Origin of the sequence: Niallia oryzisoli (assembly GCF_036670025.1) — a bacterium.
Lineage (GTDB): Bacteria > Bacillota > Bacilli > Bacillales > Cytobacillaceae > Bacillus_BD > Bacillus_BD oryzisoli.
In genome coordinates this window covers 1,675,492-1,691,832 of record NZ_CP137640.1, presented here as the reverse complement: position 1 = coordinate 1,691,832, position 16,341 = coordinate 1,675,492, and the positions used below count along the sequence as shown (strand labels likewise).

The 16,341-nt window shown below is 36.1% G+C and carries 14 protein-coding genes; 4 read left to right on the top strand and 10 right to left on the bottom strand.

What is annotated here, in order from left to right:
* The first annotated feature begins 626 nt into the window (after window positions 1-626).
* From def to rnjA, 3 genes are all read left to right on the top strand, one after another.
* A complete protein-coding gene (gene def / locus R4Z09_RS08525) occupies window positions 627-1,181 on the top strand; it encodes a peptide deformylase (protein WP_338451898.1) in 555 nt (184 codons plus the stop codon).
* Between the two features lie 798 nt (window positions 1,182-1,979).
* On the top strand, window positions 1,980-2,189 hold the full coding sequence (locus tag R4Z09_RS08520) for a DNA-dependent RNA polymerase subunit epsilon (protein WP_338451897.1): 210 nt from the start codon (window positions 1,980-1,982) through the stop codon (window positions 2,187-2,189).
* A 3-nt stretch (window positions 2,190-2,192) separates the two neighbouring features.
* Window positions 2,193-3,860: a ribonuclease J1 gene (gene rnjA / locus R4Z09_RS08515; RefSeq protein ID WP_338451896.1), complete on the top strand. Its 1,668-nt coding sequence runs from the start codon at window positions 2,193-2,195 to the stop codon at window positions 3,858-3,860.
* Window positions 3,861-3,918: 58 nt separating this feature from the next.
* Here rnjA and R4Z09_RS08510 read toward each other — a convergent pair whose 3' ends face one another.
* The 8 genes from R4Z09_RS08510 to R4Z09_RS08475 all read right to left on the bottom strand — a co-directional run bounded on the left by R4Z09_RS08510 (window position 3,919) and on the right by R4Z09_RS08475 (window position 11,382).
* A complete protein-coding gene (locus tag R4Z09_RS08510; RefSeq protein WP_338451895.1) occupies window positions 3,919-4,578 on the bottom strand; it encodes a TrkA family potassium uptake protein in 660 nt (219 codons plus the stop codon).
* 121 nt (window positions 4,579-4,699) lie between these two features.
* Window positions 4,700-5,821 carry an N-acetyldiaminopimelate deacetylase gene (locus R4Z09_RS08505; RefSeq protein WP_338451894.1) on the bottom strand — a complete coding sequence of 374 codons (1,122 nt, stop codon included), beginning with the start codon at window positions 5,819-5,821 and terminating at the stop codon, window positions 4,700-4,702.
* A gap of 83 nt (window positions 5,822-5,904) precedes the next feature.
* On the bottom strand, window positions 5,905-6,615 hold the full coding sequence (gene dapD / locus R4Z09_RS08500; protein ID WP_338451893.1) for a 2,3,4,5-tetrahydropyridine-2,6-dicarboxylate N-acetyltransferase: 711 nt from the start codon (window positions 6,613-6,615) through the stop codon (window positions 5,905-5,907).
* A 160-nt stretch (window positions 6,616-6,775) separates the two neighbouring features.
* Complete coding sequence (locus R4Z09_RS08495) at window positions 6,776-7,414, bottom strand: CAP domain-containing protein (protein ID WP_338451892.1); 639 nt, start codon at window positions 7,412-7,414, stop codon at window positions 6,776-6,778.
* Window positions 7,415-7,485: 71 nt separating this feature from the next.
* Window positions 7,486-8,991 carry an MDR family MFS transporter gene (locus R4Z09_RS08490; protein ID WP_338451891.1) on the bottom strand — a complete coding sequence of 502 codons (1,506 nt, stop codon included), beginning with the start codon at window positions 8,989-8,991 and terminating at the stop codon, window positions 7,486-7,488.
* 81 nt (window positions 8,992-9,072) lie between these two features.
* Window positions 9,073-9,513 carry a cyclic-di-AMP-binding protein CbpB gene (gene cbpB, locus R4Z09_RS08485; RefSeq protein WP_338451890.1) on the bottom strand — a complete coding sequence of 147 codons (441 nt, stop codon included), beginning with the start codon at window positions 9,511-9,513 and terminating at the stop codon, window positions 9,073-9,075.
* Between the two features lie 184 nt (window positions 9,514-9,697).
* The gene (locus tag R4Z09_RS08480; protein ID WP_150439691.1) at window positions 9,698-9,934 is read right to left on the bottom strand and encodes a YkuJ family protein; all 237 of its coding nucleotides are present in this window, start codon (window positions 9,932-9,934) and stop codon (window positions 9,698-9,700) included.
* A gap of 242 nt (window positions 9,935-10,176) precedes the next feature.
* On the bottom strand, window positions 10,177-11,382 hold the full coding sequence (locus R4Z09_RS08475) for an EAL domain-containing protein (protein ID WP_338451889.1): 1,206 nt from the start codon (window positions 11,380-11,382) through the stop codon (window positions 10,177-10,179).
* 194 nt (window positions 11,383-11,576) lie between these two features.
* On the opposite strand from R4Z09_RS08475, the gene R4Z09_RS08470 reads away from it, so the two are divergent.
* A complete protein-coding gene (locus tag R4Z09_RS08470) occupies window positions 11,577-12,452 on the top strand; it encodes a metallophosphoesterase (RefSeq protein ID WP_338451888.1) in 876 nt (291 codons plus the stop codon).
* 96 nt (window positions 12,453-12,548) lie between these two features.
* Here R4Z09_RS08470 and R4Z09_RS08465 read toward each other — a convergent pair whose 3' ends face one another.
* Together R4Z09_RS08465 and R4Z09_RS08460 are read right to left on the bottom strand one after the other, a co-directional pair.
* Window positions 12,549-14,651 (bottom strand): RNA degradosome polyphosphate kinase, encoded by a 2,103-nt coding sequence (locus tag R4Z09_RS08465; RefSeq protein WP_338451887.1) that lies wholly within the window; start codon window positions 14,649-14,651, stop codon window positions 12,549-12,551.
* Window positions 14,652-14,770: 119 nt separating this feature from the next.
* Complete coding sequence (locus tag R4Z09_RS08460) at window positions 14,771-16,306, bottom strand: Ppx/GppA family phosphatase (RefSeq protein ID WP_338451886.1); 1,536 nt, start codon at window positions 16,304-16,306, stop codon at window positions 14,771-14,773.
* Between the last annotated feature and the right edge of the window lie 35 nt (window positions 16,307-16,341).

Below are 16,341 nucleotides of genomic sequence, written 5' to 3'. Positions count from 1 at the left end.
AACTTTCTTAATATAACTTATACTTTCCATTAATAAAGATGAAAAGTATATTCTTTCATTGATTGATAATACCTATGCTGTCTTTCTCAGTTGTATGTAATTATGATTCTCTATAACAAATACCATAATCACCTTTTTCTGTATCAGTCTATTTTCACAAAAAAATGATACACATTTCAAACTGCAACTATTAGTTTACTTATAAAAGTGGTTAGAGTCAATGAATTTGATTAAAGTTTTTCAAGAATCGCAAATAATGATTGCTCAATATTTATCAAACTGTTTCATTCGTAATTCACATCTGTACTATATAACATTAACCATAACAGACATCTGTTATAGCAAAGTAAGTGTATAAAAATTAGTTCTTGCGACATATTATTTCAATAAAGTAAATACTGCTAAATAATAATACTTATAAAAAAATCTTCTTCATTATCTGTCTGTTCTATTCATTTTACTGTATAAACATAGTGTTAACATTGCCTCACCATTGTTATGAGAGTACTTCCATTTATTTTTTTACTATATTTCTCATATATTCATGCCACTTCATTTTTATTAACTTTTCATTGTATCTTTGTTAAAATTGGACTACATGAATTTTTAGAAGGAAGTGTTTTAATATGCTGACAATGGATGATATTATCCGGGATGGACATCCTACATTAAGAAAAGTAGCAGCCGAGGTTTCTTTACCCGCGTCTGAAGAAGATAATAAAATTTTAACTGAGCTATTAGAGTATGTTCAAAATAGCCAAAATCCTGAAATATCTTCTAAATACGGCTTACGGCCAGGAGTCGGATTGGCTGCACCGCAAATTAACGTATCAAAAAGGATGATTGCCGTGCATGTTACAGATGAAAACGAGAGGTTATACAGCTATGCCCTAATAAATCCGAGGATTATCAGTCATTCAGTTGAAAAGTCTTTTCTTGCTGCTGGTGAGGGATGCTTATCCGTTGACGATCCTCATCCAGGGTACGTACCAAGACATGCAAGAATAACTATTAAAGGGTATAATGCAGACGGGAATGAAGTTAAACTTCGCTTAAAGGGCCTTCCTGCCATCGTTTTTCAACATGAGATTGACCATTTGAACGGCATCATGTTTTATGATCATATTGATAAATCAAATCCGATGAAAGAACCTGAAAACGCTATAAAAATCGGACGCTAACCACAAATCTTAAAGGGCAGCATGCTGTCCTTTATCTTTATTTTTTTGGAGCTTAATTAGATACATTAAAAAATTCTCCTTCACACTCTATGCCCTTATATAATCCCGGTTCACATCATGTGCAGATAAATTCCATGTTTCTCCATGAAAAAATTCAGGTTTTTAAACAAATAATATAACTAAAAACAAGAATAATCTTTATAAACACCCCATTTCTGCTTTACTTTGGACTAGGATTGTTTAAAATAGAAATAAGGAGATGAGCCACAATGTTAAAGAAGCTGAAAAAAAAGCTTTTAAAACAGTGGAACGATATGTTGCGAAAAAAATCAATTGCCTGATTTATTTGAGCCCTTCATTCTTACGAAGGGCTCCTTCCTTATTTTTTTCCAACAGCAAAAGTGACGTACACCGCCAAAGTCCGGAACTTAACTTATGATCAACAGAAGGCTATACTGAATGAAGAAAATGAAAAAACATTTATTATGATTGTTTTTTTATAAAAATGGCTGTGTTAAAGCATAATTTGATTTTGGTCACAGATTGATTGTAGTGGAAGGCACGTAGACTCCTCGAAAATTCTACCGAATTTTCTCGTGCGTGGGCAGTTTCAAGGAAGTAATTCAATGTCCTGCGGGAGAAGCGGGAAATAAGAGATCCCGCTGAAACAAATTGTCGTGCACTCTCCGGGTCGCCCTAAGGTGCGCGAAGTGCCTGAAACGGAAATCTACAACCATGCTTAACGGAGCTATAAAAATAAATGATTAAAAAAGAAAAAGGGATTAAGGAGTGATTATTGTGATTTTTAAGGTTTTTTTCCAAGAATCTAAAAACCAAGTACCAGTTCGTGAGAATACAAAATCAATCTATGTTGAAGGTGAATCCGTAAGGGATATTCGTCGAAAATTAAAAGACTATCCATACAACATTGAATTGGTAACTCCTATTGATGGAGCATTCTTAGAATACGAAAAACAGATTGAAGATTTTAAAGTATTGGAGATATAAATAATGAAATTTGTAAAAAATGATCAAACGGCTGTATTTGCCCTGGGAGGTCTAGGGGAAATCGGTAAAAATACGTATGCAGTGCAATTTCAGGATGAAATTATTCTAATCGATGCTGGAATTAAATTCCCTGAGGATGAATTGCTCGGAATTGACTATGTTATACCGGATTATACTTACTTAGTTAAAAACGAAGAAAAAATTAAAGGTCTTTTTATCACACACGGACACGAGGACCATATTGGCGGTATTCCTTACTTATTGCGCCAAGTCAATATTCCGATTTACGGCGGTAAATTAGCTTTAGGATTGTTGCGGAATAAATTAGAAGAACACGGTCTTTTAAGGCAAGCCAAGCTGCATGAAATCAAAGAAGATGACATTATAAAATTCCGAAAAACATCGGTTACATTTTTTCGTACTACGCATAGCATCCCTGATTCATTTGGAATCGTAGTCAAAACCCCTCCAGGACAAATTGTTCATACAGGGGATTTCAAATTTGACTTTACTCCAGTTGGTGAGCCGGCAAATTTAACTAAAATGGCTGAAATAGGAAAAGAAGGTGTCCTTTGCTTATTATCTGACAGTACAAATAGTGAAATACCTAATTTCACCATGTCTGAAAGACGCGTAGGCGATACAATCCACGATATTTTTAGAAAAGTACAAGGTCGCATCATCTTCGCTACTTTTGCTTCAAATATACACCGCTTACAGCAAGTAACAGAAGCAGCGGTTGCAAACGGCCGAAAAATCGCGGTATTTGGACGCAGTATGGAGGCAGCTATCAATATAGGATTAGAACTTGGTTATATTCGTGCACCCAAGGATACCTTTATCGATGCACAGACAATTAACCGCCTCCCTGCCGATAGGGTTACCATCCTATGTACCGGAAGTCAAGGGGAACCAATGGCAGCATTATCAAGAATTGCAAATGGTACACACCGTCAAATTCAAATTATCCCAGGTGATACAGTTGTATTTTCTTCATCTCCGATTCCTGGTAATACAATAAGTGTCAGCCGGACAATTAATATGCTTTTTAGAGCAGGAGCAGAAGTAATCCATGGTAAACTGAGTGATATTCACACATCCGGCCATGGCGGACAAGAAGAACAAAAATTAATGCTCAGACTCATTAAACCAAAGTTTTTCATGCCAATTCACGGTGAATACCGTATGCAGATTATGCATGCGAAATTAGCTGTAGACTGCGGCGTTGATGAAGAAAACTGTTTTATTATGGATAACGGTGAAGTTCTCGCCCTTAGTGAAGATCAGGCTCGAGTAGCTGGTAAAGTTCCTTCAGGGAATGTTTATATTGATGGAAGCGGCATTGGCGATATCGGCAATATTGTTCTGCGTGATCGACGAATCCTTTCCGAAGAAGGTCTTGTTGTCGTAGTCGTCAGCATCAATATGAGAGATTTCAAAATTGCGGCTGGACCTGATATTATTTCTCGCGGTTTTGTCTATATGAGGGAATCAGGCGATTTAATCAATGACGCACAAAGCCTGATTACAAAACACTTAAATAAAGTGATGGAAAGACGTACAACGCAGTGGTCAGAAATTAAAAATGAAATTACCGATACACTTGCACCGTATTTATATGAGAAAACAAAGCGCCGTCCAATGATATTGCCTATCATAATGGAAGTGTAAAGCTTAAGCTTTTCATCACAGCTTATAGAAAAAGAAGCACCAAATGGCGCTTCTTTTTCTATAAGACTTTTTTCTCAAAACGATTAATATCTGCATCTGCACCAATGACAATAAGAATATCTTTTTCATGGATAATCTCATTTGCTTGCGGAGAAACAATAATTTCATTCGTTCTTTTGATCGCAACAATATTAATTCCATACTGAGCACGAATGTCCAAGTTAAGAATCGAGTGGCCATCAATCTTTTCACTGGCAACAATCTCAACGATGCTATGCTCATCAGAGAGCTCCAAATAGTCAAGGACACTATTAGAAATCATATTATTTGCGATTCTTCTTCCCATATCCCGTTCCGGATGAACCACATGGTCAGCGCCAATCTTCAGCAATACCTTTTCATGATAATCATTTTGCGCTTTTACGGTAATATTTTTCACACCAAGTTCTTTTAATATGATCGTTGTTAATATACTCGCTTGAATGTTGTCGCCAATTGCGACAATAACATGGTCAAAGTTACGAATCCCCAGGCTTTTTAATACCTTTTCATCGGTTGAATCACCTACAACAGCATGTGAAGCAATGGCCGAATACTCATTAACCCGATCTTCATTATTATCAATCGCCATTACTTCCATTCCTTGCTCTGCAAACGTACGGCAAATACTTCCTCCAAAACGACCTAAGCCGATGACTGCAAATTCCTTTTTCACCATTCATTCCTCCGTAATACAAAATATGCTCTTCATATTTTAGCATAAATACCGTTAACTATATGTATCCTATTAACTCAATTTAAGAATACTAAAAAAACCGGTTACCCCGGTTTAACATCTATCAAGCATTTCCTTTATATTCGATGTATTGACAAATCATATTGATCGCTGTATCAATGGCTTGTTCGTTTGGATTAAGCTTTGAATGGTGGAGGCCATATTCTGATTCAACACCAAGCCAAAACATAAAACCTGGTATTTCTTTTAACATATAACCAAAATCTTCGCCGGTCATAGCTTCATTACATTCAATGACCTTTACGTCTGTGTTACGATCTACGAACTCCATAAATTCTTTTGTCAGCTTCGCTTCATTATAAACTTGATAATACATGGCACCAAAATCAATTTTCGTTTCACATTGATACCCAACTTCAATTCCTTTAACGATTTCTTCAATCCGTTTTTTCACTTTATCCATTGACTCAACAGACAGAGTGCGAATGGTTCCTTCAAGTCTAGCTTTTTCAGCAATAATATTTTGCACAGTTCCACTTGTTATTTTACCTATTGTTATAACTGCACTATCTAGCGGGTCGACATTTCTGGAGATAATGCTTTGAAGCTGTGTCACTAAAGAACACGCAGCAATAATCATGTCATTTGTTTGATGAGGATAAGCCGCATGTCCTCCTTTACCCTTCAAGTCAATAAATAATTCAGATGTGTTAGCAAATAACAGTCCTTCTCTTATCGCTATCGAACCAACCGGATATTCAGGTGCAATATGAAGGGCTAAAATCATATCAGGCATCCATTCCTTCATAATATCCGTTTTTAACATCGGCTCAGCACCGCCCGGTCCTTCTTCAGCAGGTTGAAAAATAAAAAGTAAATCATCTTTTATTGGATGATGAACAAAGTGCGTCAATACTCCAAGCGCAATCGACATATGGAAATCGTGACCACAGGCATGCATTTCTGTTGCATGCTTTGAATGAAATTCTAGGCCAGTCTCTTCTACAATTGGTAAGCCGTCTATATCAGTTCGGTATCCTATGATTTTTTTCGGCTCTGTACCTTTTACCTTAACAAAGATTCCTGTTTCCCATAGTTTGATTTCTAACCTTGCTTCCGGTAAAGTTTGCAAATAGGATAAGACATAACGTTGAGTTTTAAACTCTTGAAAGCCAAGCTCCGGAATTTGATGAAGATCACGTCGAATTTTAACAAACGAACTCATATAATGACACCTTCCTTTCTTGTTTAGAGGGCATAATTCTGTAAAGAAAGCGTGGACTAATATCGTCCACGCTTAGTCCTAAATTACAGTTGACGAAGCTCTTGTTTAATTTCTGTTTTTGATTTTGTTTTTTCATCTATTTCTTTAATAACACGTGCCGGTGTACCTGCCACCACAGTGTACGGAGGAACATCATCAATGACGATTGCACCTGCTGCAACCACTGCACCTTTTCCAATTGTAACTCCTTCAAGCACAACGCAATTTGCTCCGATTACAACGTCATCTTCTACGATAACCGGTTTAGCTGATGGCGGCTCAATTACTCCTGCTAATACAGTGCCGGCACCAATGTGACAATTCTTCCCAACAGTTGCTCGTCCACCAAGAACAGCGTTCATATCAATCATCGTGCCTTCGCCGATTACTGCACCAATATTGATAGAAGCACCCATCATGATAACAGCATTGTTCCCAATCTCTACTTGATCACGAATGATGGCACCTGGCTCAATTCTTGCATTAATATTTTTCATATCTAATAATGGAATCGCTGAATTTCTGCGGTCATTTTCAATGACATAATCTTCAATTTTGTCTTTATGATTTTCGATTACTTCGCTGATTTCAGCCCATTCCCCAAAAACAACACCACTATTTCCAGCAATAAATGATTTACTATTAGAGCCAAATTCAATACCTTCTAAATTACCTTTTATGTATACTTTTACTGGTGTTGATTTTTTACTGTTTTGAATAAAACTGATGATTTCATTTGCATCCATCATGTTCATTACCATTACCCCCGATTTATATTATAAAGATATTGCTAAAAATTACTTTATCAAACAAAAGCATTGAAAACAAGCAAAAAAACTGTACACTATCTGCTATACCGATTAAAAAATGCTGACAAGCGCGAGAGCGTATACTCACGCTTTGTCAGCATAATTATTATGATTGGATAAATAATTGAACCCAAGCACCGTTATAGTAGCCCACACCAATTGCATTATAGCTTGGATTTAGAATATTAGCACGATGTCCAGACGAATTCATCCATGCATTCATGACTTCTTGAGGTGACCTTTGACCTTTCGCAATGTTTTCTCCAGCGGACCGATAAGTTATACCAAAAGTCTTAAGCATCTCAAATGGGCTGCCATAGTTTGGACTGTTATGAGAGAAATAGTTACTGTTAATCATATCCATTGCTTTCTTCTCAGCAACATTTTTTACATCAGCACGATGCTGGAGCGAACGCAATCCCTGTTTTGTTCGTTCAGCATTCACTAAACGGAACACTTCATCCTCAAAGGTACTAGCAGAAGCAGCACTTTCTTTTAAGCGGATCACACTTCCGATTTGCAAATTATATGGATCCGCGTTAGGATTCAATTGCATCAATCTTTTGTAATCTAGTCCATAACGTTTCGCAATGAACCAAAAGGTATCTCCGCTTGAAATTTTATAGTGCTCAAATGGCGGTTCTTTATACATGGTAATTGATTGAGCATTGGATTCCCGCGGTATGATACTCATACTAAATAACACAGTTAGTAAAAAAATTACTAATTTTTTCAATGTTATCATCTCCTCACTTTCATTAGTTTGAAAAAAACATAATAAAAGTATGAGAAGATATTTGTGGAAATTTTCATCGATCAGACCTTTTTCTCACGAGGCAATAATAAAATAAGAACAAAACTAATAACGGCAATCAATAGGACAACGTAATACACAATATGCAGGGAATACGTTAAACTATCTTGAAGGAATTGAAGAAGACTGTCAGGCAGCATATTTCTGTCTTTTTCATTAAGTAGAATATTAATGGAGTCTACCGAAAGGTCCGTCGTTAGATCCTGACCATTCTCCTTAAAATAACGTAATATTTGGCTGTTTAAAATACCTCCAAGCAGTGCAGCACCAATAGTGTTTCCTAAATTTCGCATAAATGAATTGGAGGCAGTCGCAATTCCCCTTTGTTCCCAACTTACAGTGCTCTGAATCGTAACAATAAATGTCGTCGTTGTTAATCCCATTCCAATTCCGATAAAGAAAGAACCGACAGCAGCCCAAATTGGACCAGCATGAGGGGTTAATGTAATAAACAGAATACTCCCTAGTACTAAGGCTGCACCACCAAAAAGGGAAGTTGTTCTAAAACCAATCTTTAACAGCAGTGAACCTGCAAATGTCGAAGCAATCGGCCAGCCAATTGACATGGTTGTCAGCGTAAAACCTGCAACAATAGGAGACTGCTCCATAACACCTTGAACAAATGTCGGCAGAAAACTTGAAATCCCGATCAACATAATACCTGTTGTTAACGACGTCATATTTGCGATAAAAATGGGCCGTTCCTTCCAGATTGAAAAAGGCATAATCGGTTCTTCTGCTCTCTTTTCTTGAAAATAGAAAAAAATAAAGGTGATCACACTGACCGCTAGTAAACTTATGGATTCAAAAGACATCCACGCCCAGCCTGTTCCTCCTTCTACAAGGACAAACATGAGACAGGAAACTGAAATCATCATCAATACTGCCCCTCGATAGTCAATTCGATGTTTCTTCCTTGTCACATGTTCATGTAAAAATACTCCAATACCAATACTCGCTAAAATCCCAAGCGGAATATTGAGCCAAAAAACAAATCTCCAGCTCACATACTCAACGAGAAGCCCACCCAGTGCCGGTCCAACAATAGCTGAAATTCCCCAAACACTCGAAAGATAGCCTTGAATATTCGCTCTTTCTTCCTTTGTATAGATATCACCCACAATGGTAGTGGCAATTGGTGTAATAGCTCCTGCTCCCAGCCCTTGGATAAAGCGAAAGATAATAAGCATTGTCATTGATTCAGCAAACCCGCATAAAATGGAACCAATTAAAAAAATCATAATTCCGATTAATATAATAGGTTTCCTACCAAATAAATCAGAAAGCTTGCCATAAATTAATACGGTCACAGCATTCATTAATAAATAAACAGAAAATACCCAGCCATATAAAGAAAAACCACCCAATTCTCCAACAATAGCCGGCATGGCTGTTGAAACAATCGTTCCCTCAATTGCACCTAAAAACATGGCAAGCATAATAGAGGCAAGAACAATCGGACGATTAGTTTTCTTTCTCGATTGCCCTTTTGTTAGCGCTTTCTCCATTAAAACAACCCTTTCTATCTGTTACACAATCGTGATCTTATCAATAGGAAAAAATTAGAGGATGTCTTTTGACATCCTCCCTCAATTGGTATCAGGTTGAAGGCCATCATTTAACAAATGTAATACAGCTCTTCTTGTTAAGATTCCTTCAAACAACCCATCTTCATTTTCCACACATAAAAAAGGATGGTCCACCAGTAAGCAAATCGTATTTTGGATGGAAGCATCAATTTGCAGATGTGGAACATTTTTATTCATCACCTGCTCGACCCGGCTTTGTTCCAATTTTTCATATTCAATTCTTTCGAGCCCAAGAATCGATTCCATAATAATCGGGGTGGATATAAGTCCATGTAGCTTATAATGAGGATCAAGGACAGGTATTGCCGTGTAGCCACTTTTTGTTAATACCAAAAGAGCATGCTCCAGACTATTTCCTACTTGAACATGAGCTACCCGCTCAGCTGGAATCATTAAATCGCGGATATTAATATTTAAAAACTCATCGCCAAGATTGATCATAGCTGAAAACTCCCTAAATAGTAATTTCATAAAATATATTGTAACACAGTTTACAATTTTTCGCTTCTTTTACCCAGCCCATTTTGCATTGAAGGAGAAGGATAAAGACCAACTGCAGCCATCTTATACAGTGATACAGATCACCTGCAAAAAAGGAACCATTCTGGTTCCTTATGTAACATTATTATTGAATTAAATCAAAGATTTCAATCGTAATCATATCAATATTGTCAAATTGGTATCTTTTTGGCTTTTCCTTATCGAAATAAACCTCCAACTCAAAGGTCTCTGTTTTCGGTTGATACGTTACTTGACATTTCCGTTCACCGTTCACCTCAAAAAAACGTTGTGAAGGTTCTCCATTATTTGATTGTTCCTGCAGGTTTTTTAACCTTGAAATTATACCTTGAAGCTGTGACATGCTCCCTCTCCTTTCAACAAAAGCCAAATATCTTACTACTAGGTTTCTCATTTGACTTATTTCTAAACCACAAATATAAAGTCTAAATTTTCCTGTACGAAAATGATTTAGCCAATATAAACAGCATAAAATAAAGTGAACTCATTACACAAGTAAAACATGAAGAAAAATCGAGTTTTTTTTACAAAAGCACTTTAAATTGATGTTTTTTCGACATAAATAAGCAAAAAAGCTGTCTATAGCTAAAGTAAACTATCATGATTATAAAGAAAGTCATAACTTAAATCGATAAATAAATATTCATGTGCGTTTAACGGATAGGAAAACGTTCTCGTTGTTTCGCCTGTTTCAATATCACAGTATAAATCAGACAAAATTCCCCTTTTATCATTACGCATTCTAATCATGTTTTCTAAAAAATACGGTCTCCAGCTCCAATTTTTTTGCAAATATTCCGGCTGCAATTCCCATTTACTTTCTTTTTTAAACATATTTGGTGAAATTTGAAAGCCATCCTCATCACAAATATACATTCTTAATGCGACTTGATCTAAATCTGTACCAAGTGATTTCAATAATTCTTCAAAGCTAATTGACCTACGATGTTTACTTAATATTTCTTGAAGTTTTGTTTGAAAGGTTTCGGTAACCTCAAAAACTTTTTCCAACTTTTTCTTTTCATAAATGATAAATTCATGAAATTCAGCCTTTAATTTTTCTTTCAATATATCTCTTGGTATAAATTCCGCTATTGGTTTCTCTAAATAAAAACCTTGATAGTATCTTCCGCCATGCTGCCAGGCAAATTGAAGCTGATAAACCATTTCGATATTTTTAAACAACAGGGTTGCTCCAATTTTTCTAGCAAGAATTGAGAGCGAATATAATGTATCCTGATAGGCAGGCGGCGGATTCATTGAGCGTAAAGGCATTAAATCAACTTTTACAATATCTGGCTTTAACTGACCAATTCGATCTAAATGACTGCTTTCATCTCCCAATTTATCAATGGCGATCTTTATGCCAAATGTTCGATAATAATTTAATAAATGATCCATTTCGTCTTTTGGTTCATCCATAGATATTTCTAATACAATCCTATTTAAACTGATCCCCTTCTCTTGAAACTGCTGCAGGAATTGTAAAAATTCCTCCCCGCTGTCATGAATCAGTAGATCCGCATCTCTGTTTACAAAAAGCAGTACGTCAGGATCTAATCCAGTTGCAAGCTCTAATGCCTTAGTCAGAACGGCATTATCGACTTCTAACCGGTATTCATCTGGAATACTTTTGTCTTGAAAAAATGTCCCAAGACTAATTAATTGACCATTACCGTTATATCTACCTAATATTTCATAACCAATGACGCGATGTTCATCTGCGCTAAATACCGGCTGAAAATACGGAAAGCAATGGTCTAAGTCGGTTAAGATATCCAATGCGTCCATATTGAACCTCCTCGTGGATAATGAACAATTATACCATACTTTATTTTTCCGAATGTTAGTTACCCAAAATAAAAACATATTTTCGAATGACAAACATTAGAAAAAAGTCATATATTTTCGCAAATGGCTTCTAATAGTAAAGATCGTTTGATAGTATATAATAAGGTACTTTCAATGATAGGTTGGATAACAATATGTCAAAAAAAATGTCACGAAGAAAGTTTATTAAGAAAACGATAGGGTCCCTCTTAACCTTATTTGCAACAGGTGCAGGCGGTTATTACTATGCTAGAGAAATAGAGCCTCGATTGCTTGATATCAACCGCTATACAATCAAACATTCCCTCATCCCGAAAAGCTTTAATAACTTTAAAATCGTTCAATTTAGTGATACACATCTTGGTTTTCAATATACAATCAAGCAACTCGATAAATTAGTTGACCGTATTAATCGGTTGCAGCCTGATATGGTATTTTTCACTGGTGATTTAATGGACGAACCTAATAAGTATCCAAATAGTGATCAAATTATTCCTAGCCTATCAAAAATCAATGCACCTTTTGGGAAATTTGCTATTTATGGAAATCATGATCATGGCGGTTATGGAACAGATATTTATAAAAATATTATGGACAAAAGCGGGTTTATTTTGTTACAAAATGCTGCTCAAGAAATTAAATTACTTGATGACAGCCGAATTCATTTGATTGGGCTTGATGATGCAATGCTTGGAAAGCCTGATTTGGCAAATGCTACGGTAAATTTACCCCCTGACACATACAAAATTCTCCTTGCACATGAACCTGATATCGCAGAATTAGCAATAGATAAAGGAATTCATTTACAGCTAAGCGGACACAGTCACGGTGGACAAGTTAAAATTCCTTTTATCGGCGCATTGATTACTCCTCCATACAGTGAGCTTTACTACGAGGGTTTTTATGAACTCGGCCATGCACAAACCCCGTTAACTTTATATGTGAATAGAGGCCTGGGAACGACCAGACTGCCTTTCCGTTTTTTATCAAAACCTGAACTCACATTATTTACACTGAAACAAGCAAATTAATTACATTTGCTGGAAAAATCCAATTTAAAAGAGCAGCCCGTGTATGTGCTGCTCTTTTTGATTCTCATATAGCTAACTAGAATTCTCCTCGAAAAGTTATTCTTCAACCTCTTCAATAATAAATTTGGAACTTTCTATTAGAATTGCCTGACTGTCAATATTAGGTTCATTTTCTCCTTTTTGAATATAGTGATAAACACCTTCGCTGTCCTGTTCCCGTGCTTTTAGATTATCCGACAGTTGAAGTGAAAGTAAATGCTTTAATTTTTTCTTTAATTTGTCTTCAAAAATAGGAAACAAGATCTCAACTCGTTTTTCCATATTCCTTGTCATCATATCAGCAGATGATAAATAGATTTTTTCTTCTCCATTATGATTGAAGAAGTAAATTCTGCTATGCTCTAAAAATCTTCCAACAATACTTATTACACGAATATTCTCACTAACGTTTTCAATTCCCGGCTTCAGACAGCAGATTCCCCGGATAATTAGTTCAATCTTAACGCCTGCAAACGATGCCTCATACAGTTTCATGATGATTTTTTTATCCGTAAGAGAATTCATTTTCGCGATAATATGCCCATTATTAAATTGTTTATGGTATTCGATTTCCTGATCAATTAATAGAATAAATTCTCCTCTAATATCATGTGGTGCAACAACAAGATGATGGTAAACCGGTTTTTGTGTATACCCGCTTAAATAATTAAAGAAATTAGTTGCATCAATACCGAATTTTCGATTTGTGGTAATGTAACCAAAATCCGTATAAACTTTCGCGGTTTGATCATTATAATTCCCAGTACCAAGATGAACAAACCGCTCGATCATACCATTCTTTCTTCTCACAACTAAGGTGATTTTACTATGTGTTTTAAGGTGTGTCATACCATAAATAACATGACATCCTGCCTTCTCCAGCTCCTTCGCCCATTGGACATTATTTTCTTCATCAAATCTTGCTTTTAATTCAACTAAAACAGTGACTTGCTTTCCATTTTCGGCAGCGCGCTTTAACGCTTCAATGACGGGAGAATCTCCGCTCACTCGATATAACGTCTGCTTTATGGCAAGAACATCCGGGTCATCAGCTGCTCCTGATACAAAATCAAGAATCGGCTGAAACGATTCATATGGATGGTGCAGGAGCATATCATGATCTAAAGCATTTTGAAACATATCTTTATTCGCGTCGATTTCTAAAGATGGTACCGGAATGAAGGGCTCATAAGTGAGATCATTTCTTCTGAAAGCAAATACTTTATAAAAAGAAAACAAGAAGGTTTTGTCCAATGGACCTGATATATAATAGACATCGTCCTCTTCAATTTCTAGTTCATCAAGTAAATAAGCTAAAATTTGTCGATCTAACTCTTTTTCCTTTACTTCAAGACGGACAGCAGCTCCCCATTTTCGTTTTTTTAGTTCTTTTTCAATAACCTGGAGAAGGTCTCTGGCCCCTTCCTCGTGTATTTCCAAATCGGCGTTCCTGGTTATTCTAAATTGCGTAACGGACAAGATTCTATAACCATTGAATAGCTTGGAAATAAAATAACAAATAATATCTTCAAGCAGGACAAAACAAGTCGTGCCGTCAATAAATGGCACTTCAATAAAGCGCTCTAATAAAGATGGAACTTGTACAATCGCAAGCTGCTGTTTGAGCTGATTTTCAGTACTGTTTTCCATCTCTATAGAAACTGCAATATTGATACTTTTGTTTAATAGCATGGGAAATGGGCGATATGCATCAACCGCCATTGGTGTTAATACAGGGAAGATTTGTTCATTAAAATACAGTTCAAGGTATTTTTTTTGAGCTGCGGTCAATTCATCAACCTTTAATAAATGAATATTTTCTGCTTTTAATTCGAAAAGAATTTGTTGTTGAAAAGTTTCATCCTGAAGTTTAACAAGATAATGCGCTCTTTCTGATATTTTTTCCAGCTGCTCCTTTGGTGTCATCCCAGCTTTATTCTCAGGTTTCATAAACCCCACTTTGACTTGGTCCTTTAAGCCTGCAACACGAACCATAAAAAACTCATCCAAATTGGAGCTGAATATAGCCGAAAATTTAATTCTTTCTAATAATGGATTGCGTTTATCTAAAACTTCCTGCAGAACCCGCTCGTTAAAAGCAAGCCAGCTGATTTCCCGGTTATTATAATTTGATGGATGACTAAAACGACTATAATCCAATTAACCCACACCTTTTTTTACAATATTCGACATATATAGAATATCAAAAATATGTATTTTTATTGTTACATTATTGTAAATGCGGTTTGTTACGCCCGAGCGAAATAGCTTATCAATGCTCATTCACTCTGAATAAATTTCAATTGTATTGCTTTATGGAGAACCTTTTCTAACTGACGAATATGTTTTTCCGTTTCATATTGTTCCACAAAAGGATTCCCTTTACAAAAAATCAACAATTGAAATGTATCGGCTGTGGTTTTTTCAAAATGAATTTTTGTCACGATTCCTCTTTTCGATGCATCGAGTGCCGTAGCCAGCTTTACAACTGCTCCAGCCATGCGGATATCCTCCATTTCCTTTTTCGTAAACCAATCGGAAAACGGAGCAAAATACTGTTTTAATAATGTTTTATTTTTAAACGAAGCGATATATGCCAGTTTCAAGCGGTCTTTGTGTAAAAGGCCATTAATGGATTGATTGGCTAATAAATAAAAGGTATGCTGGCTGCTGGAATCGTCATCAATATACTGTCCAAGATAATAAAGTCCTGCCCCTTTTTTTACAAATTTGCTTAACGTTTTTTTATTCTCGCATGGATAATAGGTGCCTATTTCTTCAAATAATGTCTCAGCAAGCTTTGCACGGTGACTTGCATGGCCCCTGTCAACGCCATAATCAATTAATAATTCTGCCACACTATCATTGATGATTTGATCGGTGGTCAAAAGTGCTTCATCAGTCATATTTGTTTTCATAGAAATCCCATCTCTTAAACCTTTTTTACTGAACATAAAAGAATAAGATTGGCTAAATTCACAAAGTCCAACGAATACTTCTAATGCAGGTATGATAATATCGGCACGATCCTTTGAAAGACCTTCTACCTTTTCCAATTGTTCAATCGTAAGCTGTCCTAGATACATTTGTATTTTTTGCAGGTCGGAAAAACTCATGACATATTGATGGATCCCTGCAAGCGGGTATTTTTTAAAGGTTTGATCAATTTGAGCAATATTCCTTGCACTCCCGCCAATGGCAATAACCGGAACCTGTAAATTCCTTAACCATGGAAGCTGTTCAAAAGAAGCCTGGATAAATTCAGCCAGTCTTTTTCTTTCCTGAACTGTAACAGGATCACTTTTAATAAATTGCTTTTTTAAAGAGACAACCCCAAACGGAAAACTGTGGAAATGAATTAATTTTCTGTTTTCAAAATAGGTAATTTCTGTACTACCTCCCCCCATATCAACGGTAATACCGGTATCAATTGGAGTGGAATTTGAGACAGCATAGTAACCAAAAAATGCCTCCTCTTTTTCTGATAATATATTCATATCAAAACCCGTTTGTTCTTTCACAAGCGCTCGGATTTCTCCTTGATTTTTTGATTGTCTGACAGTTGCTGTCGCTACACAATGAATATTTGTAATTTTATGAAAGGCAAGGATTTCTTTAAAACCTTGCAAGATTTCAATCAAAAGAGTAATTCCTTCTGTACGCAATTCATTTTCTTGATTTAGATACTGATTTAATCTCGCGACTGTTTTTATATTTTCTGCTTCCTTATAACTGCCGCTATGACTTTTTGCATAAATAACAAGCCGTATTGTATTAGAGCCAATATCGATTACGGCCCATTTTTTTTCCGTCATCCCCATTCTCCTTCCTGTTATGTACTAAATGTTAC

Coding starts and splice junctions, on each gene's coding strand:
- def (WP_338451898.1), top strand. CDS start 627: ATGCTGACAATGGATGATATTATCCGGGATGGACATCCTACATTAAGA.
- rnjA (WP_338451896.1), top strand. CDS start 2,193: ATGAAATTTGTAAAAAATGATCAAACGGCTGTATTTGCCCTGGGAGGT.
- R4Z09_RS08510 (WP_338451895.1), bottom strand. CDS start 4,578: ATGGTGAAAAAGGAATTTGCAGTCATCGGCTTAGGTCGTTTTGGAGGA.
- R4Z09_RS08505 (WP_338451894.1), bottom strand. CDS start 5,821: ATGAGTTCGTTTGTTAAAATTCGACGTGATCTTCATCAAATTCCGGAG.
- dapD (WP_338451893.1), bottom strand. CDS start 6,615: ATGAACATGATGGATGCAAATGAAATCATCAGTTTTATTCAAAACAGT.
- R4Z09_RS08495 (WP_338451892.1), bottom strand. CDS start 7,414: ATGATAACATTGAAAAAATTAGTAATTTTTTTACTAACTGTGTTATTT.
- R4Z09_RS08490 (WP_338451891.1), bottom strand. CDS start 8,991: ATGGAGAAAGCGCTAACAAAAGGGCAATCGAGAAAGAAAACTAATCGT.
- cbpB (WP_338451890.1), bottom strand. CDS start 9,513: ATGATCAATCTTGGCGATGAGTTTTTAAATATTAATATCCGCGATTTA.
- R4Z09_RS08480 (WP_150439691.1), bottom strand. CDS start 9,934: ATGTCACAGCTTCAAGGTATAATTTCAAGGTTAAAAAACCTGCAGGAA.
- R4Z09_RS08475 (WP_338451889.1), bottom strand. CDS start 11,382: ATGGACGCATTGGATATCTTAACCGACTTAGACCATTGCTTTCCGTAT.
- R4Z09_RS08470 (WP_338451888.1), top strand. CDS start 11,577: ATGTCAAAAAAAATGTCACGAAGAAAGTTTATTAAGAAAACGATAGGG.
- R4Z09_RS08460 (WP_338451886.1), bottom strand. CDS start 16,306: ATGACGGAAAAAAAATGGGCCGTAATCGATATTGGCTCTAATACAATA.